This window comes from Neisseria sp. HMSC074B07, from assembly GCF_001810355.1.
In the GTDB taxonomy this organism is placed as follows: Bacteria; Pseudomonadota; Gammaproteobacteria; order Burkholderiales; family Neisseriaceae; genus Neisseria.
The window spans coordinates 18,953-36,231 of the sequence record NZ_KV800878.1; the positions used below are offsets into that span (position 1 = coordinate 18,953).

At 51.3% G+C, this 17,279-nt stretch carries 18 protein-coding genes; 9 read left to right on the top strand and 9 right to left on the bottom strand.

All coding sequences use genetic code 11. The features are described from left to right. Positions 1-63: 63 nt before the first annotated feature. Positions 64-723 (top strand): YecA family protein, encoded by a 660-nt coding sequence (locus HMPREF2726_RS00670; RefSeq protein ID WP_003767165.1) that lies wholly within the window; start codon positions 64-66, stop codon positions 721-723. A 60-nt stretch (positions 724-783) separates the two neighbouring features. Here HMPREF2726_RS00670 and HMPREF2726_RS00675 read toward each other — a convergent pair whose 3' ends face one another. Then, positions 784-1,272: a DUF456 domain-containing protein gene (locus HMPREF2726_RS00675; RefSeq protein WP_009311351.1), complete on the bottom strand. Its 489-nt coding sequence runs from the start codon at positions 1,270-1,272 to the stop codon at positions 784-786. 499 nt (positions 1,273-1,771) lie between these two features. Here HMPREF2726_RS00675 and HMPREF2726_RS00685 point away from each other — a divergent pair, with 499 nt between their 5' ends. Beyond that, positions 1,772-3,100: an anaerobic C4-dicarboxylate transporter family protein gene (locus HMPREF2726_RS00685; RefSeq protein ID WP_036529140.1), complete on the top strand. Its 1,329-nt coding sequence runs from the start codon at positions 1,772-1,774 to the stop codon at positions 3,098-3,100. Between the two features lie 78 nt (positions 3,101-3,178). On the opposite strand, the gene HMPREF2726_RS00690 is transcribed toward HMPREF2726_RS00685, so the two are convergent. Both HMPREF2726_RS00690 and HMPREF2726_RS00695 read right to left on the bottom strand, forming a co-directional pair. After that, positions 3,179-3,484 carry a hypothetical protein gene (locus HMPREF2726_RS00690; protein WP_003767167.1) on the bottom strand — a complete coding sequence of 102 codons (306 nt, stop codon included), beginning with the start codon at positions 3,482-3,484 and terminating at the stop codon, positions 3,179-3,181. A gap of 261 nt (positions 3,485-3,745) precedes the next feature. Then, positions 3,746-4,624: a cupin-like domain-containing protein gene (locus HMPREF2726_RS00695; RefSeq protein WP_009311349.1), complete on the bottom strand. Its 879-nt coding sequence runs from the start codon at positions 4,622-4,624 to the stop codon at positions 3,746-3,748. A gap of 146 nt (positions 4,625-4,770) precedes the next feature. Between HMPREF2726_RS00695 and HMPREF2726_RS00700 the strand changes: the two genes are divergently transcribed. The 3 genes from HMPREF2726_RS00700 to trpD all read left to right on the top strand — a co-directional run bounded on the left by HMPREF2726_RS00700 (position 4,771) and on the right by trpD (position 6,813). Continuing rightward, positions 4,771-5,106, top strand: a complete 336-nt coding sequence (locus HMPREF2726_RS00700; RefSeq protein ID WP_009311348.1) for a hypothetical protein — start codon at positions 4,771-4,773, stop codon at positions 5,104-5,106. Positions 5,107-5,120: 14 nt separating this feature from the next. Then, on the top strand, positions 5,121-5,711 hold the full coding sequence (locus tag HMPREF2726_RS00705; RefSeq protein WP_009311347.1) for an aminodeoxychorismate/anthranilate synthase component II: 591 nt from the start codon (positions 5,121-5,123) through the stop codon (positions 5,709-5,711). Between the two features lie 67 nt (positions 5,712-5,778). Further along, entirely contained in the window at positions 5,779-6,813 is a 1,035-nt protein-coding gene (gene trpD, locus HMPREF2726_RS00710) for an anthranilate phosphoribosyltransferase (RefSeq protein ID WP_009311346.1), read from the top strand. 167 nt (positions 6,814-6,980) lie between these two features. On the opposite strand, the gene HMPREF2726_RS00715 is transcribed toward trpD, so the two are convergent. The 4 genes from HMPREF2726_RS00715 to rph form a co-directional block, all read right to left on the bottom strand. Continuing rightward, a complete protein-coding gene (locus HMPREF2726_RS00715; protein WP_009311345.1) occupies positions 6,981-8,090 on the bottom strand; it encodes an SGNH/GDSL hydrolase family protein in 1,110 nt (369 codons plus the stop codon). Positions 8,091-8,204: 114 nt separating this feature from the next. After that, the gene (gene patB, locus HMPREF2726_RS00720) at positions 8,205-9,281 is read right to left on the bottom strand and encodes a peptidoglycan O-acetyltransferase PatB (protein ID WP_070601872.1); all 1,077 of its coding nucleotides are present in this window, start codon (positions 9,279-9,281) and stop codon (positions 8,205-8,207) included. A 15-nt stretch (positions 9,282-9,296) separates the two neighbouring features. Then, a complete protein-coding gene (locus tag HMPREF2726_RS00725) occupies positions 9,297-10,733 on the bottom strand; it encodes an MBOAT family O-acyltransferase (RefSeq protein WP_070601874.1) in 1,437 nt (478 codons plus the stop codon). A 417-nt stretch (positions 10,734-11,150) separates the two neighbouring features. Next, positions 11,151-11,876, bottom strand: a complete 726-nt coding sequence (gene rph / locus HMPREF2726_RS00730; protein ID WP_009311341.1) for a ribonuclease PH — start codon at positions 11,874-11,876, stop codon at positions 11,151-11,153. Positions 11,877-12,029: 153 nt separating this feature from the next. Between rph and HMPREF2726_RS00735 the strand changes: the two genes are divergently transcribed. Beyond that, positions 12,030-12,587, top strand: a complete 558-nt coding sequence (locus HMPREF2726_RS00735; protein WP_232203775.1) for a hypothetical protein — start codon at positions 12,030-12,032, stop codon at positions 12,585-12,587. A 9-nt stretch (positions 12,588-12,596) separates the two neighbouring features. Next, on the top strand, positions 12,597-12,929 hold the full coding sequence (locus tag HMPREF2726_RS00740) for a hypothetical protein (protein WP_003758472.1): 333 nt from the start codon (positions 12,597-12,599) through the stop codon (positions 12,927-12,929). Between the two features lie 135 nt (positions 12,930-13,064). On the opposite strand, the gene ilvA is transcribed toward HMPREF2726_RS00740, so the two are convergent. Continuing rightward, complete coding sequence (gene ilvA, locus HMPREF2726_RS00745) at positions 13,065-14,591, bottom strand: threonine ammonia-lyase, biosynthetic (RefSeq protein WP_070601876.1); 1,527 nt, start codon at positions 14,589-14,591, stop codon at positions 13,065-13,067. On the opposite strand from ilvA, the gene HMPREF2726_RS13555 reads away from it, so the two are divergent. Next, positions 14,584-14,880, top strand: a complete 297-nt coding sequence (locus HMPREF2726_RS13555; protein ID WP_147611961.1) for a hypothetical protein — start codon at positions 14,584-14,586, stop codon at positions 14,878-14,880. The genes ilvA and HMPREF2726_RS13555 overlap by 8 nt on opposite strands. Beyond that, positions 14,807-16,060, top strand: a complete 1,254-nt coding sequence (locus tag HMPREF2726_RS00750; protein ID WP_070601888.1) for a D-alanyl-D-alanine carboxypeptidase family protein — start codon at positions 14,807-14,809, stop codon at positions 16,058-16,060. The genes HMPREF2726_RS13555 and HMPREF2726_RS00750 overlap by 74 nt, the downstream gene beginning before the upstream one ends. An 81-nt stretch (positions 16,061-16,141) precedes the next feature. Here HMPREF2726_RS00750 and HMPREF2726_RS00755 read toward each other — a convergent pair whose 3' ends face one another. Next, positions 16,142-17,065: an RluA family pseudouridine synthase gene (locus tag HMPREF2726_RS00755; protein ID WP_009311337.1), complete on the bottom strand. Its 924-nt coding sequence runs from the start codon at positions 17,063-17,065 to the stop codon at positions 16,142-16,144. Between the last annotated feature and the right edge of the window lie 214 nt (positions 17,066-17,279).

Consider the following 17,279-nt stretch of genomic DNA (forward strand, 5'->3'; position numbering starts at 1 on the left):
CAACGCCATACTGGTTTAAAGTTAATCCACTATAAACATACCATTTAAAATTAAGGAATAACCATGCAATTGCAAGCATTTGACGAAGCGTCGCGCGTACGCCTGATGGAGCTGCTCGATGCCAAATCGGAACACCACAACACCATGCGCTGCGATGAGGTGCAGGCGTTTATGATGGCTTTGTTGAGCGGTCCCGATGCGCTGAACCCGAATGACTGGCTGCCTGAAGTTTTGGGTGACGAATCCTTATTTGATGCCAAAGAGCGCACCGAAATCGAGCGTTTGGTCATCGGTTTGGCGGCAGATTTGCGCATCAAACTCAGTAAAAAAATGCTGCCCGATTTGTGGTTATACGAAGATGCCGCCTCCAATCCCGATATTTACACTTGGTGTAACGCTTATCTGTATGCTTTGGATATCGTTCCGACCGATTGGTTTGAGGCGGTTGATCAGGAAGAATTTGAAGATTTGTTCTATCCGATTATGGCTTTGGGCGGGATTTACGATGAAGAGCGAAACGGCGAAATCATCCTGCACCTGACTGAAAAAGAACTCGCCCAGCTCGAATCCGAGCTGCCGCATGTGTTGCTGGATATTTATTGGTATTGGCAGGCAATCATCAACAAACCGCAAACGGTACGCCGCGAAGGCGACAAAACCGGACGCAACGACCCTTGCCCTTGCGGCAGCGGTAAGAAATACAAAGCCTGCTGTAACAAATAAGCGTTCAAAAACCAAAGGTCGTCTGAAAATTCAGACGACCTTTGGTTTTGAAGAGATGGCTTAGAAAAACGAAGCCAACCATACGGATAGGACAGTCAGCATAATGGTCAGCGCGCAGCCGATTTTGGCAACCGTGCCGATGATAAAGCCGATAAACGTACCGATGCCGACTTTGCCAGCCTGCCAACTGTCTTTGCGGGCGATGAATTCGCCGCTGGCTGCACCAATCAGAGGGCCTAACAGCAGGCCGGGGATGGCGAAGAATGCGCCCACAATGCCGCCGATAAACGCCCCCCAGACGGCGGTTTTACTCGCACCCGTATATTTTGCCCCCAACGCGCCCGCGACATAATCCATTGCCGTGCCGAAAATGGCGACAACGGCAAGGAAAATGAGTGTGCCGGAACCGAAAATCTGATAGTCGCCGGCGTAGCCCAACAGCCATGCGCCGACAAACATCAAGCCCAATCCCGGCAAGGCGGGGTAAATCGTGCCAAAAATGCCGACCGCTATGGCAATCAGACCGAGGATAATCAGGATGGCAGTCATCGCTTTCTTTCAAATATGAAGTGGTATAACGGCAGTATTATGGGGATGTTTCGGCTGATTTCGATAAGGCCGGATGCAAGAAAATGAAAATTTATATCGGGATGTTGCAGCTTGGGATGGGGAATTGAGCATTGCGGGATATTTCATTGAAAGGCGGTTTAAGAGACTTCAAATAGATTTTTGTATGAACATAAATCCTTGTCTGCAAAACAAGCTAGACATTCTTGCGTTGCACGAATTTCTTGAAAAAGGTCGTCTGAAAAATGAATTTCGGTGTTTTCAGACGACCTTTGGTGTCTTAATTTCAGTGAAACATTGTTAATAACGAGTGCTTACTCTATAATCACGCCCGATTTAATCGAATAAAGTGTTGGTATTTAAAATAAAAACAAAAATATGGATATCAGATGTAATGCAACAGCAGCTTCCGCCGATATCCGCTTTAATCCGTTTCCTCTTCAAGATTTTTTTTACAAACAATGGAGTGTTCATGTCCACAATGTTTTTTATCCAGTTCGCCATCGTACTGGTATGCATCTTAATCGGCGCGCAGGTCGGTGGCATCGGCTTGGGCGTGCTCGGCGGTATCGGGCTGGCGGTTTTGGCCTTCGGTTTCCATCTTGAGCCGACCAGTCCGCCGATTGACGTGATGCTGATGATTATGGCGGTCGTTTCCGCTGCCGCATCGATGCAGGCAAGCGGCGGTTTGGACTATATGATTAAAATCGCCACCCGCGTTTTACACCGCAATCCGAAATACATCACTTTCATCGCGCCTATGGTGACTTATCTGTTTACCGTACTGGCAGGCACGGGACACGTCGCTTATTCGGTCTTGCCTGTTATCGCCGAAGTCAGCCACCGCAACGGCATCCGTCCTTCCCGTCCGCTGACGATGGCGGTCATTGCGTCGCAATTCGCCATTGTTGCCAGCCCGATTGCGGCCGCGGTTGTTGCCTGCGTGACCTACCTTGAGCCGCAACACATCACGATGGCTGATGTGCTGAAAGTGACTGTTCCTTCAACTATTTTAGGTATCGGCCTTGCCTGCATATTCGTCAACAAGCTCGGCAAAGAGTTGAAAGATGACCCGCATTATCAGGCGTTGCTGAAAGACCCGGAATATGTAGAAGCCAACGAAAAAGATTCGACTGAAGTTTCCAATGCGCCCGTCAGCAAAGAGGCGAAACTTTCAGTCGGGATTTTCCTCGCCGCCGCATTGCTGGTGGTGGTCATGGGTGCTGTACCGGAGTTGCGCCCGACCTTCCAAACGGAAGAAGGTCCGAAACTGATGGGCATGGCGCACACCATCGAAATTGTCATGCTTTCCGCTGCCGCGCTGATTATCCTGCTTTGCAAACCGAATGGTAACGCGATTACCAAAGGCTCGGTGTTCCATGCGGGGATGCGGGCCGTTATCGCCGTATTCGGCGTGGCATGGCTGGGCGATACATTGATGCACGGTCATCTGGCCGAAGTCAAAGAAACCGTATCGCATTTGGTCGAAACTGCGCCGTGGACTTTCGCGTTTGCCCTGTTCGTTTTGTCCGTCTTGGTCAACAGCCAAGGGGCGACCGTTGCCACGCTGTTCCCCATCGGTATTTCGCTGGGCATTCCCGCTCCGATTATCATCGGCACGTTTGTCGCGGTGAACGGCTACTTCTTCATCCCGAACTACGGTCCGATTATCGCGGCGATTGATTTTGACAGCACGGGTTCGACCAAAATCGGCAAATTCATTTTCAACCACAGCTTTATGATTCCCGGCCTCTTGAGCATGGCATTCAGCTTGGCATTCGGTTTGCTGCTGGCGAATTACTTCTTTTAAGGTCGTCTGAAAAAAGGTCGTCTGAAAACACAAAATAGGTTTTCAGACGACCTTTGCTATATCTTTCCGGCAAAAATCTTATTCGCAATGAAGCGAGCGCGTTTTTTCGGCGAACGAATCCATAGCAATTTTGCACATGGTTTCACGCTGCGTTAAATCGGCAGCAGGCAGGGATTGAAACAGGAATTTTGTATTGTTGCGCTGAAAATCGGATTTGGCGCCTGCCTTTTTGTAACAATTCTCCGCGCGTGTGAAGTATTGTTGGCAGATTTTGGGCAGCTCTTCAAAGGTCAGCGGCTTATGTTTATGCATGCCGTGAGCGGATGCTGAGAATGCCGATGCCGTTAAAACAAGGGCTGTGAAGAATTTTAGAGGTGTTTGCATGATGCACTCCGGTGAAAAAATGGGGCAAAGCAGGCAGGAGCAAGGTCAATCCGCCTGCTTTGACAGATTGGTTTCAGCTATCGCCGACGTTTAAAAAAATATGCGTCTTGTATTTCACATTTGTTGCATTTTTGCCTTATGCGCCGTGTCGGTATTGAGTAAACAATGCCATCCATTGCTTCAATTTTTGCGCTGGATACGGGGCAATTTGCGGATAAAGGTCGTCTGAAATACCGTTTTCAGACGACCTTTAAGCGTGTTTTAACGAGGCAGGCCGCGTTCCCATGCGCGGCGGGCGCGTTTGCAGGCAAGCTGTTCTTTCCAATTCATGTAGCGTGCTTTAAAGCGGGCTTTCATGAAGTCGTCGAACTTGCGCTGTACGGTCAGGTTCCACAGGCTATGCGCCTTAACCGCCCAGCTTTCATCCCATGCGCGCAGGGAGATGGAGAATGAGCCGTCAAGGTATTTCATCCAATGCCACCAGCCGGTCGGCATGAACAAGGTATCGCCGTATTCCAAGAAACATTCGATGCCTTCGATGCCTTCAAGCTCGGGGAAACGTTCCGTATCGGGGTTGTCGACGTGATAGTCTTCCAGCGCGTAAGTGGCGAAAGGAATGCGGAACAGGCGCTCTTTCCATTTGTAATCGAACAAGATGATGTGTTTCTTGCCGAAATGCGTATGGAAGATGTGCGCCATATCGATGTCGTAGTGCAGGAAGGTTTCCGAACCTGCACCGCCGAAAAACAGGGTAGGGTAACGGTCTAAGAATCCGCCCATCAGCTCTTTGGGGAAAACGTAGTCGTTCAGTAAGGCGGGAGCGTGTTTGATGGGGTCAAATAAGAAAATCCGCAAATCCGTCGGCTCGCGTTTGATCAGATCGATATAATCGCTGAAGCGCATTTCAGTACTGGCGGCGTTAATCGGCGCGGAAGGGTCGGCTTTGGCGCTGTCGTACAAGGGGACGACGATATCGCCGACGGTTTCTTTCATATAGTCCAGCGACCATTTGTCACGGGCAGGCCAGTTGCGGGTTAGTCCTTTGATCACGACGGGACGGCGCGGCTTGAGATAATTCTGATAAAAATCTTCGCGGCTGATGTTTTCTACAACATCAATCGGAGTAAGTTTGAAACCCATAAGCAAATCTCTTTTTGGAATGTAAGACTGATTTTAAGTGAATATTTCGGAAGGAGGCAAGCGATGTTTCAGACGACCTGATTGGAATCAAGAATCGCGGTTAACTGTGATATTATGTCGATATAAATATTCCGTCCGAAACGCTTATGAACGATGCAGACGATTATTTAGGCAAGATGCCTTTTTTTATTGTATTCCTCGACCCGCTGCACACGGATTTCCAAAGCAGCGGCAAGCCTCTGAACGAATACATTGCCCGCCATCCGCTGATGCACGACAAGCTGCACCGCCCCGCTTTTGCCGCCAAAGTGTTGGAAATGGCGGCAAACAGCAGCAATATGCGTGTTTTTGTCCGTAAAGCGGATGCGCTGATTAAGCATCCTCTGCATTATATTGTTCGTAACGGCGTTTTCCGAACTGAAGAGCAGATGTGGGCGTTTATCAATTCGCCCGAAAACATCGCCGCCGTCAAACAACCCTAAAAGGCCGTACCCCCATGCTTTTGTTCATTGATAACTATGACAGTTTCACTTACAACATCGTCCAATATTTCGCCGAACTCGGTCAGGAAGTCGTCGTCCGCCGCAACGACGATATTACGCTTGAAGAAATCGAAGCTTTGAAACCGCAATATCTCGTTATCGGGCCGGGTCCTTGTTCGCCGAAAGAGGCGGGCATTTCTGTCGCCGCCATGCGCCATTTTGCCGGCAAGCTGCCGATTATGGGTGTGTGCCTCGGGCATCAGACGATAGGCGAAGCGTTCGGCGGGGATGTGGTGCGGGCAAAAACGCTGATGCACGGCAAAGTTTCGCCCGTGTTCCATTTGAACAAAGGCATGTTTAAAGATTTGCCCGATCCCGTTACCTGCACGCGTTATCACAGCCTTGTCATCGCCCGCGATACGCTGCCCGATTGTTTGGAAGTAACCGCATGGACGGAAGATCAGGAAATCATGGGCGTGCGGCACAAGGAATACGCCATTGAAGGCGTGCAGTTCCACCCCGAAGCCCTGTTGACCGAACACGGACACGATATGTTGAGAAACTTTTTGGAAGAATTTAAAGACTTCCAAGTGTCCGCCGCTTAAACCAAACGTCGTCTGAAAACTTTCAGACGACGTTTGACGTAAAAATACCCGTAAAAAGGATTGAACCATGATTACACCGCAACAAGCCATCGAACGATTAATCAGCAACAATGAATTGTTTTACGACGAAATGACCGACCTGATGCGCCAGATTATGAGCGGACAGGTACCGCCCGAACAAATCGCCGCTATCTTGACCGGATTGCGGATTAAAGTCGAAACCGTATCGGAAATCACCGCCGCCGCCGCCGTCATGCGCGAATTTGCCGCCAAAGTGCCGCTGGAAAATTCAGACGACCTCGTCGATATTGTCGGTACGGGCGGGGACGGTGCAAAAACCTTCAATATTTCCACGACTTCGATGTTTGTCGCGGCGGCGGCAGGCGCGAAAGTCGCCAAACACGGCGGACGTTCCGTTTCCTCGTCCAGCGGCGCGGCGGACGTGATGGAGCAGATGGGCGCGGTATTGAACATTACGCCGGAACAAGTCGCCGAAAGCATCCGTCAGACAGGCTTGGGCTTTATGTTTGCCCAAAACCACCACAGCGCGATGCGCCACGTCGCGCCCGTGCGCCGCTCGCTCGGGTTTAGAAGTATTTTCAATATCTTAGGCCCGCTGACTAACCCTGCCGGTGCGCCAAACCAGCTTTTGGGCGTGTTCCACATCGACTTATGCGGCATCCTGTCGCGCGTATTGAAACAGCTTGGTTCCAAACACGTTTTGGTCGTGTGCGGCGAAGGCGGTTTGGACGAAATCACACTGACCGGCAAAACCCGCGTTGCCGAGCTGAAAGACGGAGAAATCCGCGAATACGACATCAGTCCCGCCGATTTCGGTATCGAAATCCGCCGCGATTTGGACGAAATCAAAGTCGCCAACGCACAAGAATCTTTGGAAAAAATGGATGAAGTGTTGAGCGGCAAACATGGCGCGGCACGCGATATCGTCCTGCTCAATGCCGCCGCCGCGCTCTATGCCGGCAATGTCGTGCCTTCGTTGTCGGACGGTGTCAAAGCCGCCGAAGCAGCCATCGATTCAGGTAAGGCAAAAGCGAAAAAAGAAGAATTTGTCCGCTTTACGCAGCAATTTGCCAAAGAGTAAGCAAAGGTCGTCTGAAAACGGAAATTCGATACTGATTATCGGGAACGGGCTAAAACGCTGCAAAACCGTTCGATAAGCAGTTGAGGCGGTTTGACCGTCTTCAAGAAAAGATAGAAAAGTGCCGTCATCAAAAAAGGTCGTCTGAAAATTTTCAGACGACCTTTTGTTTAATCCGCCATTTGTATCAAGCTGTCGGCGAGGCGGTCGGCGGCTTGGCGGTAGCCTTTGCCTGAGAAGTGGACGCCGTCTTTAGCAGCGAGGCCTTGGCTCATCCAGCTTTTCATGCTGCATTCGCCGCCCATCGCGTTCTGCCACGACCAATACATGATTTTTTCGTCGCGGGCGATGCGCTGCTGCATTTGTTGGATGCTGCTTAAGGTGGCGGGGCGTGTGCCGCAGCTTCCTGAAGTGCTTTTCAGGGATTCGGGCGCGCCGAGAATCAGGATGCCTGCGTCGGGCAGGCTTTGTTTGATTTGGCGGATGTAGCTGCGCCAGCTTTGTTCGGTGGCTGTGATGTCTAAATCGCGAGCGAAGGCTTCGTTGGTGCCGTAGGCGAGAATAACGAGGTCGGCGCGGGTTTGGGCAAGGTCATCCTGCCAAGAGGGACGCCATTTGGACCAGTGGGTCAGTTGCGCGCCGTTGATGCCGAGTGCGGAAACGGTTACGCCGCGTCCGGGATTTTCGATATTGATGTAGCCGATGTCCCAAGGCATGGAGCTGCTGAGGGTCAGGGGCAGTCGGCCGTTGCTGCGGATGATTTGCCAGCCGCTGCTTCCGGCGGGAACTTCGCGTCCGTTGAATGACAGGGTTTGCTCGGGCAGGACGGGTTTGGCGAAAACGGAAATCTGCCTTTCGCCGCTGCTTCCGTCTTTGGCGCTGATGGTAACGCTGCTGCCGTTGGCTTTGGCGATGATGCCGCCTAAGGGGAAGTCGTCTGAAACGCTGCGGCTGCTGACGGTTTGCCACGAGCCGTCATAGCGGACGGCTGCGCTGCGCTGTCCTTTGACGGTAGAGGGGTAAACCCAGCCTATGCCGCCGTCGCCCCATTTTTGCTGGAGGCGCAGGCGCAGTTGTTCGGTGAAAAGGTCGCCGGCGGTGTGTGAATCGCCGATTTGGAGGATGCGGAATTTGCCGTCCGAGCTGCGGTCGAGTTTTTTGAGCTTGGAGAGCCAGGCGGGACGGCTGCTGCCGTAGTTTTCCAGCAGCATATCGGCGGCGGGGGCGGCGGCAGACAGGCACAATGCGGTAAGGGATACGGACAGGGTTTTGATGTTCATGAGTTTCCTGTGTGTGGTTTTCAGACGACGTCTTTGGACGCGGCGGACGGCTATTGTAACGAAAAAGACGGCATTGGATAAACAAAACGCCGTCCTTTTGCTGCCGATACGGGCTTAACGTGCGGATAATTGTTCCGTGCGTTCTTCGCCGTTCATTTCAGGGGTCGTCTGAAAAACGATTTTTTCCATGATTTTATCCGCGAGCAGTTTTTGTCCTTCAGCAGAGAAGTGGATGCCGTCTTTGCTGCGGTAGCGGATGATTTTTCCATTGATGTTGACGGAGTCGGCGTAGGTATCCGAGCCGTTGCTGAGGAGTTTGTCGGTCGGTATCCACAGGGCTTTTGGACTGATCTCGTCTGCTAAAAGTTTGTCGAGATATCGCATTTGCTTGTTAAGTTTTGCCTGTTTCATATAAGGGATGCCCATCCAAATGACTTGCACATGGTGTTGTTCGGCGGCGGCCAGGATTCGGTTGACGCGGCTGAGGTATTCTTCCGACCATTCGGGTGAGGCGAATTTCAGGTATTTTTTGCCTTTCGGGAAGTCCCACGGGTCGTTGGGACCGAGGAAGACGACCAGAAGGCGGATGTCGGTTTGTTGTTTCAGCGTTTGCTCAATGGTGTTCGGCCAGTCGAAAAACTTGGGATAGGACAATCCGGTACTTTGCTTGCTTAGATTCACCGACTGGATGCCGTATTGTTTTTTCAGGCTTCTTTCGACAAAAGGCGCAACGCCCTGCATCATCGAGTCGCCGGCAAAAAAGACTTTGTCGCCTTGTCCGAGAACGATATTGGCGGGCGGCGTAATAGGGAGATGATGTGCTTCGGGTTGTCCGCCGTGTTGTACCGTTTGAGGTTGGCGTCCGTCGGCGGGACGGTTTTTTTCGTGCGGTTCGGACGCATTGAGCTGCGCATTTTGTTCAGACGACCCATCGTTTTCAGCGATTTGAGGTTCCGGTTCGGCAATCACAGGCTGTCCTGCCAAACGTGCTTTGAGGTCGTCTGAAAAGGCGTATGCGTCTTGTTGCAGCTTCGCGCCCGTGCGCCACCATTCGTATTCGGACAAAGGCTCCAGCGGAGAAGCCTGATGATAGGTTTGCTGCCAATAGGCATTGATGGAATCTTGACTGAACCACGCCGCGCCAAAGGCGCAAACCAAAAGGGAGGCAAACAGGGAAATAAAGCGTTTCATATTCTGATTGTCCTTTTAAAAATCGGCGTAAATAAAGCCCGGGATGCCTGACGGCGCCAATACGATAATCAACACCAACACCAGCATCAGCGGTATAAACCACAGCCACATCGGCATTTTTTCCAATGCCGCCACTGCGCCGTCAAACAGGCGAAGCAAATACGGGTAGAGCAAAATCATCAGGCCAAACGCGGCAAGCAGCAAGACATCCGCCTGCTTCGGCGCTGCCCAACCTGCTTCGTTGGCGAATAAGGCATCAAACATCATCTGCGTATCGGCGAGGCTGCCGGTGTTGAACACGACGAAAGTGAAGCAGACGAAATGGAAAGTGACGAACCAGGCAAGCGGACGCAAGATTTTCAGACGACGTGAGCCGTCCCGACCGAATATTTTGTCGCCGCAGTTAAGCAAAATTAATGCCACGCCGTGCAGCGCGCCCCAAAGCAGGAAATTCCAGCCGTAGCCGTGCCAAACGCCCGACAACACCATCGCCAGCAGCAAGTTGAACTGCGTCAGGACGAAGCCGTGTTTGTTGCCGCCCAAAGGAATATAAATATAGTCGCGTATCCAGGTGGAAAGGCTGATGTGCCAACGGTTCCAGAAGTCGCGGATATTGAACGCGCGCAGCGGTGCCGCAAAGTTTTTCGGCAGGCGGAAACCGAGCAGCATCGCCATCCCGATTACCAAATCCGAATAGCCTGAAAAATCGAAGAAAAGCTGGAAAGTATAGCCGTACACCCCCGACAACACGCCCCAGCCGTCAAACTGGGCGGGATTCTCGAAAACGGGCGATACCCAGCCGTCTCCCAGCGCACCCGCCAGCCACCATTTTTTTGCAATACCCAGCAAAATCAAGCACACCGCCAGCGCGGGGCGCACCAATGCGCGCGGTTCGGCAGTCCGAATCTGTTCCAAAGCTCCCGCCTGTTCGCCGTCTATGCTTTTAAACGCCGCGGCACGGATAATCGGCCCGGAAGTAATCGTCGGGAAAAAGCTCAAATGCAGCAGCAACTCATGCCACGCAAAGCGGTCGCCCATCGGATGACGGCAGCAGTACACCAAATAAGCCAAAGATTGAAATGTGTAATAAGACAGCCCCAAAGGCATCAAAATATCGACAATTTCGCTCTGTCCCGTGTATTGGCGGATAAACGGGCGGAAAAAGTCGAAATATTTGAAGAAACACAATACTGCCAAAGCAGTTGCTACGCCGAAGCCCAGCCAGAATTTCCGTACGTTTTCGTTTTCAGACGACATCAACAGACCGAGCAAATGCACGCAGGACGAATAGCAGGTAATTATGGCGGCAAAGATCGGATTCAAGTGATACAGCCAGCCCATCCCAGCCAGCAGAAGCAAAACATTCTGCACCGACGGCATACGGACAAATGCCCAATAAATAGGCAAAAAAGCAATAAAAAATACCGCGAATTCAACCGACAGCAACGGCATAAGTGTTCCTTGAAATTTTTATTATTCAGATGCCCCGAATATAGGTTTGGCAAGTCGAAGCGAACCATATATTTTAAATAAGTGTTTGAATTTATACAACTAACGCTAATCTCGTTTTAGAACCGCTCGTCAGAGTTTGGGGTGGGTTTTAAAATCTTTTGTCATAAATATCGTATTGGATAAACAGGCTTTTTTTAAAATTTCAGAGATTAAAAGCAGGTTGGGCAGGGCATGCTGATTGCCCTTGTTTCGACATTCAATTTCAAGCAATGAATTGATTTAAGATAGAAAAAAGCAGATTCGGGTAGAGATGCCCGTAAGGTGTTTAAACCTTGACGGGTTTTACCTTGAATCTGCTTTTAATAAGGTTGGTTTTTAAGAATAATCTTTTATTTCAATAAATTAGATGATTTCTACTTAAGAGGACAGGGCGTTTTGCTGGTGCGCCGTCAACTCGGCAATGCCTTTCTGCGCCAGCGCAATCAGTTTGCCCAATTCGTCCAAGCTGAACGGTGCGCCTTCCGCTGTGCCTTGGATTTCGATGATTTTGCCCGAAGCGGTCATAACGATGTTGACGTCGCTGTCGCAACCGGAATCTTCGGGGTAATCCAAATCCAAAAGCGGCACGCCGTTCACCACACCTGCGGATACGGCGGCAACGGCTTCGCGGATGGGATTTTCGCTGATGAGGTCGTCTGAAAGCAGCTTGTTGACCGCAATTTGCAGTGCGACGAATGCGCCGGTAATAGACGCGGTGCGCGTTCCGCCATCAGCCTGAATCACGTCGCAGTCAATTAGGATTTGGCGTTCGCCCAGTTTTTCCATATCTACGACGGCGCGCAGCGAACGCCCGATCAGACGCTGGATTTCCTGAGTGCGACCCGACTGCTTGCCTGCCGTGGCTTCACGGCGCATACGCGAGGCGGTGGACGCGGGCAGCATCCCGTATTCGGCAGTAACCCAGCCCTGCCCCTTACCGCGAAGGAAGGGCGGGACATTTTCGTCGATGGAAGCGGTGCAGATAACTTTGGTGTTGCCGCATTCGATCAGGCACGAGCCGTCGGCGTGCGGCAGGAGGTGCGGGGTGATTTTGATGTCGCGCAGGCTGTCGGCAGCGCGCGAGGTGCGGGTGTAATTGCTCATGATTTGTCCTTTGGGGAAACGGTAAAAATTTGTGGTTGGTATTATAGGGCAGAAGCCAAATGAGATGGGGAGGTCGTCTGAAAACAAAGGTTGAATCCCAAAAATAGGGGCAGTATAGTCAGTCGTGTCGAGTATTATCAGCAATTTGAATATGTGTCTGATGAACTAATCAAATTGGGACTAAAATTAAATTCAAAAAATATTTTTGAGATCATTATTATGAATGGTGCAGAATTTAAATCATCCTATCAAAAATTTGACAATGACAGAGAGAAAGAGGAATTTCTACAAAATTACGCTGATGAGGATATGTCTGAGGAGTTGGCGAATTTTCTTTTGGATATCGGTCTAAGTTCAAAAGAATCCGATATTGCCCGCCATGAAGCATTCAGCATCTTAAGGGTGTATATAGGCGAATTTGATTATGGTCATATTTTTGAAAAAATAATTGATTTTTTTGAGAATCTAGATGAAGATATTTATCTTCGGATTGAGGCGCTAAGTATCTTAAAAAGAGCACCAATAACTGTTAAGGAAGCGGAGTTTGCAATGAATGTCCTTAAGAGGAATGAAAATGAGTTAATAAGCAGTGCAGCCCTCCAAGTTTTAACATTTCATCGAAAACTGCCTTTTGTTAAACTGTATTTAAAGCAACTAATTGAAGATAAATCAGATTTTTCTGAAGATGCCCGAATAGCTTTAGATTGGTGACCAGAGTATATGAAAACTTTCAATAAAGACTACCACGACGCAGAAATTATCGGCTATGTTTATCAGTCAAAAGAACAAATCCTCAAATTTTTCCTTGACGATGGTTCAATATTGGATTTTCAGGATGTGGTGTTTTTTGATTTTGATAATATCGGTACGCAGAATGTCATTTTTGATATTCAGACGTATCACAATCAATCATGTCCCGAATGGTTGATTGAGTTGTTTCCATCCATTGAGTTTTATGTGGACCAAAAACGGCATGAGTCATTTGATTTTTACTATATTTCATCATCGGTGGGGCTGGAAGCTTTGATTGTGTGTGAAAATCAAGCTGCGTAGTCGGTATGGCAAGTTGCAGCCAGTATTCCCTTCTTTGTAGAAATTTATTTGTAAACCAAGTCTGTGAAAATCATAAAGGTCGTCTGAAAACCATCAAACAGGGTTTCAGACGACCTTATTATATTTCCCTTTCAATCAAGCAAGGAACAGGCGGTATGCGGCGTTTTGGGTTTCGTCCTGATAGCTGTAACCGAGGCTTTCGAGGAAGTTTTCAAATGCCTCATCGTCGGTGGACGGGACGTCGATGCCGACGAGGATGCGGCCGTAGTCGGCGCCGTGGTTGCGGTAGTGGAAGAGGGTAATGTTCCAGCCGCCCTGCATATGGTTGAGGAAGCGGGCGAGTGCGCCGGGTCGCTCGGGGAACTCGAAGCTGATCAAGCGTTCGTGGGCGACTTTTGTTGTGCGTCCGCCGACCATGTAGCGGATGTGGATTTTGGAGATTTCGTCGTCGGTCAGGTCGACATTGGGCAGTCCGGCTTCGGTCAATTGGCGGCTGATGACGGCAAGGTCTTGGGAACCTGCGGTTTGCAGGCCGACGAAGATGTGGGCTTTTTGGTCGTCGCCGTATCGGTAGTTGAACTCGGTGATGTTGCGGCTGCCGAGCAGGTTGACGAATTTGAGGAAGCTGCCGCGCTCTTCGGGGATGGTAACGGCGAAAATACCTTCGTTGCCTTCGCCCAATTCGCTGCGTTCGGAAACGTGGCGCAGGCGGTGGAAATTCATGTTGGCGCCGCTGGTTACGGCGATGAGGGTTTGGTTTTGGATGCGGTTGCGGGCGGCGTAGGTTTTCAGGCCGGCGAGGGCGAGCGCTCCTGCGGGTTCGGTGATGCTGCGGGTGTCGTCGAAGATGTCTTTGATGGCGCCGCAGATAGCGTCGGTATCGACGGTGATGATGTCGTCCAAGAGGTCGCGGCAGAGGCGGAAGGTTTCTTCGCCGACGACTTTGACGGCGGTACCGTCGGAGAAGAGGCCGACGTCTTTGAGGCTAACGACTTTTCCAGCTTCGACGGATTGCTTCATGCAGCAGGAGTCGTTTGTTTGCACGCCGATGACTTTGATGCTGGGGCGGACTTGTTTGACGAACGCGGCAACGCCCGCCGCCAGTCCGCCGCCGCCGATGGGGACGAAGATGGCGTGGATGTCGTCGGGACGCTGGCGCACGATTTCCATGCCGACCGTGCCTTGTCCGGCAATCACGTCGGGGTCGTCAAACGGGGCGATGTAGGTCAGTTTTTCTTTTCCTGCCAACTCCATCGCGTAATCGTAGGCATCGTTGTAGGAAACGCCTTTGAGGACGACTTCTCCGCCGCGGCTTTTGACGGCGTCGATTTTGATTTTGGGCGTGGTTTCGGGCATGACGATGACGGCGCGGCAGCCTAAACGTTGTGCCGACAGTGCGACGCCTTGTGCGTGGTTGCCCGCGCTGGCGGCGATGACGCCGCAGGCGAGTGCTTCTTTGGGCAGCTTCGTCATTTTGTTGTACGCGCCGCGGATTTTGAAGGAAAACACGGGTTGCAGGTCTTCGCGTTTGAGCAGGACGTTGTTGTTCAGACGACGTGACAGCCCGATTGCGGGTTCGAGCGGCGTTTCGACGGCAACGTCGTAAACGGAGGCGGTCAGGATGCGGATGAGGTAATCGGAATAAGAGGGGCGGTTGTTCATGGTTTTGTGTGCCGGAGGATTATTTTCAAAAGGAGTGTCCGCCGCCCGCGTCAAACTTTGCCAACAAAACGGCGGAAAGGTAAAACCATACCCTCGAGGTCGTCTGAAATCAAGAAAAATCTTAGCAAAGCGAAGTTGCGGCGGTATAATGACTGCCTTTTGTGCCAAACCGCACGACGCGGTTGTTTTTATTTCTGTTTCCGCACCACATCCCGATGAAAAAAACATTATCCGTATTGATCGCGGCAATGATGATTGCCGCCGCGCAAGCCGCGCCGCAAGCGGCTAAAAACAACGCAGCCCCCGCTGTTGCCGCTTCCGAGCCTGCACCTGCCGCCGCATCCCAGCCCGAAGCCATGATGCCCAGCATCAACAGCCCCGATGCGCCGCCTGCCATTGCCGCTGCCGCCTACATCGTTACCGATTTGCAAAGCCATCAAGTGCTTGCCTCCGGCAATATCGACACCCAAATCGAACCCGCTTCGCTGACCAAAATGATGACCGCCTATCTTGCGTTCAAAGCTTTGGAAAACGGCACATTGCGCGCCGACCAAATGCTGACCGTGTCCGATGCGGGCTGGAAAATCGAAGGCTCGCGGATGTTCCTCAGTCCCGAAGTTCCCGCCAGCGTCAGCGATTTGATTAAAGGCATGATTGTCCAATCCGGCAACGATGCTGCCACCACGCTTGCCGAAGCCATGGGAGGCGGCTCGGTGGATGCGTTCGTCCAACAAATGAACGACGAAGCCAAGCGTTTGGGCATGACCAAAACCCACTTTAAAAATCCGACCGGATTGGCTGCCGAAGGCCACGTTTCCACTGTCGGCGATTTAGCCATCCTCTCCGCCGCGCTGATACACGATTATCCGAAATACTATCCCGTATTTTCGATTAAATCCTTCAAATACAACAATGTCGAACAGCCAAACCGCAACCTCCTGCTCTACCGCGATTCCAATGTGGACGGTCTGAAGACGGGACACACCGAAAGCGCAGGCTACAACCTTGCCGCTTCCAGCAAACGCAACGGCAGACGCATCGTTTCCATCGTTGTCGGTACCGATTCCACCGAAGCCCGCGCGTCCGAAAGCGGCAAATTGCTCAACTGGGCATTGCAGGCATTCGACACGCCCAAGCTCTACAACGGCGGCGAAATCATTTCCAAGGTCAAAGTTTATAAAGGCAGCAGCAAATCGGTGAACGTCGGCTTCCTCGAAGACGTGTACATCACGATTCCCCACGATGCCGGACAAAACATCAAACCGATTTTAGAAACCGTCCAGCCCGTTATCGCCCCGATACGCAAAGGTCAAACCTTGGGCAAACTCAAAATCGTCAAAGACGGCAAAGTCATTACCGAGAAAAACGTCGTCGCCCTCCATTCCGTTGAAGAAGGCAGCTGGTTCAGACGGATGTGGGATGATATCGTATTGTGGTTCAAAGGCTTGTTCGGCAGCAGTTCGAAATAGGCAGGATTGATGAAAAGGTCGTCTGAAAATGGTTTTCAGACGACCTTTGTTTTGGATGCGAACAGGAGGACGGCAAAGTCTTTATAACTCAAATCCGCTTTCAAATATCCGTTCTTGTCCGCTGATCGGGTCGGTAAACTCAATCTGTTTTGCCAGTAGTTTCAAAGGTTTTTCATAATCTTCATCGCCCGCCGCCAAAGGAGTGGGATAAAGTGCGTCGTTTAGCAGCGGCATGCCCAAACGCATCATATGCACCCGAAGCTGGTGTTTTTTCCCCGTATGCGGCGTCAGCCGGTAGAGGCTGAATTCGCCGCGGTTTTCAAGCAATTCGACCGTCGTATGGGCGTTCGGCTCGCCTTCGGTTTCCTGCGTCGTGAAAAACCGTTCCCCGCGCACCATGCGCGAAACCACGTCCAACGGATATACCAAATCCGTCCGCGTCGGCGCGACGGCGTGATAGGTTTTACGGACGCTTTTTTCCTGAAACATCGTTTGATAATCGCGGCGCGTGGCAGGATTGTGCGACAGCAGCATCACGCCTGCCGTATCTTTGTCCAAACGGTGGACCGGCGTAATGTCTGCTACGTTCAAATGCTGCAATTCCGGCCGCAGGCGCAGGCGGGTCAGCAGGGTTTCGCGCAAAAATCGCCCACTGGGGATAACGGGCAGGAAATGCGGTTTGTCAACGACAATCAGATGGTCGTCGATGTGCAGGATTTTTTCTTCAAACGGAATGACGGGTTCGCTGTCGCTGCTGGTTTCGCGGTAATAAAACATGGTTTTGCCCGGCTCGAACAGCGTGTGTTCGTCAAACGGCGCGCCGTCTGCATCGACGACGAAGCCGCTGTTCAAACGCCTGCGCCAGTTGTCCTCGCCGACAAAGGGAAAGCGGACGCAGAGAAAATGCAACAGGGGCAGGCCGTAAAACGGTTTTTCGTGCGGCAGCACCAAATAGCTGGGTTTGACGCCGTTTAAAAGCGGGAGGGGGTTGGAGCGTTTTTTCATGTGGCGGATTGTACTCGGTTTCGGTCTTTTTTTCAGACGACCTAAGTCGGGTTAAGGCTGTCGGGTGATGAAAGAGTGCTTTGTGTAGGGCGGATTTGTGTTACGGGTTATGGAAAAAGGGGTCGTCTGAAAAACCGGATTTGGGGTTTTCAGACGACGTTTTTATTTGGGGTTTTAAAGACAGGTTGGGCAGCCTTTCTCGTGGGCAAAGCCC

What these genes read in the sequence shown, in the direction of transcription:
- HMPREF2726_RS00670 (WP_003767165.1), top strand. Translation starts at nt 64, where the DNA reads ATGCAATTGCAAGCATTTGACGAAGCGTCGCGCGTACGCCTGATGGAG.
- HMPREF2726_RS00675 (WP_009311351.1), bottom strand. Translation starts at nt 1,272, where the DNA reads ATGACTGCCATCCTGATTATCCTCGGTCTGATTGCCATAGCGGTCGGC.
- HMPREF2726_RS00685 (WP_036529140.1), top strand. Translation starts at nt 1,772, where the DNA reads ATGTTTTTTATCCAGTTCGCCATCGTACTGGTATGCATCTTAATCGGC.
- HMPREF2726_RS00690 (WP_003767167.1), bottom strand. Translation starts at nt 3,484, where the DNA reads ATGCAAACACCTCTAAAATTCTTCACAGCCCTTGTTTTAACGGCATCG.
- HMPREF2726_RS00695 (WP_009311349.1), bottom strand. Translation starts at nt 4,624, where the DNA reads ATGGGTTTCAAACTTACTCCGATTGATGTTGTAGAAAACATCAGCCGC.
- HMPREF2726_RS00700 (WP_009311348.1), top strand. Translation starts at nt 4,771, where the DNA reads ATGAACGATGCAGACGATTATTTAGGCAAGATGCCTTTTTTTATTGTA.
- HMPREF2726_RS00705 (WP_009311347.1), top strand. Translation starts at nt 5,121, where the DNA reads ATGCTTTTGTTCATTGATAACTATGACAGTTTCACTTACAACATCGTC.
- trpD (WP_009311346.1), top strand. Translation starts at nt 5,779, where the DNA reads ATGATTACACCGCAACAAGCCATCGAACGATTAATCAGCAACAATGAA.
- HMPREF2726_RS00715 (WP_009311345.1), bottom strand. Translation starts at nt 8,090, where the DNA reads ATGAACATCAAAACCCTGTCCGTATCCCTTACCGCATTGTGCCTGTCT.
- patB (WP_070601872.1), bottom strand. Translation starts at nt 9,281, where the DNA reads ATGAAACGCTTTATTTCCCTGTTTGCCTCCCTTTTGGTTTGCGCCTTT.
- HMPREF2726_RS00725 (WP_070601874.1), bottom strand. Translation starts at nt 10,733, where the DNA reads ATGCCGTTGCTGTCGGTTGAATTCGCGGTATTTTTTATTGCTTTTTTG.
- rph (WP_009311341.1), bottom strand. Translation starts at nt 11,876, where the DNA reads ATGAGCAATTACACCCGCACCTCGCGCGCTGCCGACAGCCTGCGCGAC.
- HMPREF2726_RS00740 (WP_003758472.1), top strand. Translation starts at nt 12,597, where the DNA reads ATGAAAACTTTCAATAAAGACTACCACGACGCAGAAATTATCGGCTAT.
- ilvA (WP_070601876.1), bottom strand. Translation starts at nt 14,591, where the DNA reads ATGAACAACCGCCCCTCTTATTCCGATTACCTCATCCGCATCCTGACC.
- HMPREF2726_RS00750 (WP_070601888.1), top strand. Translation starts at nt 14,807, where the DNA reads ATGAAAAAAACATTATCCGTATTGATCGCGGCAATGATGATTGCCGCC.
- HMPREF2726_RS00755 (WP_009311337.1), bottom strand. Translation starts at nt 17,065, where the DNA reads ATGAAAAAACGCTCCAACCCCCTCCCGCTTTTAAACGGCGTCAAACCC.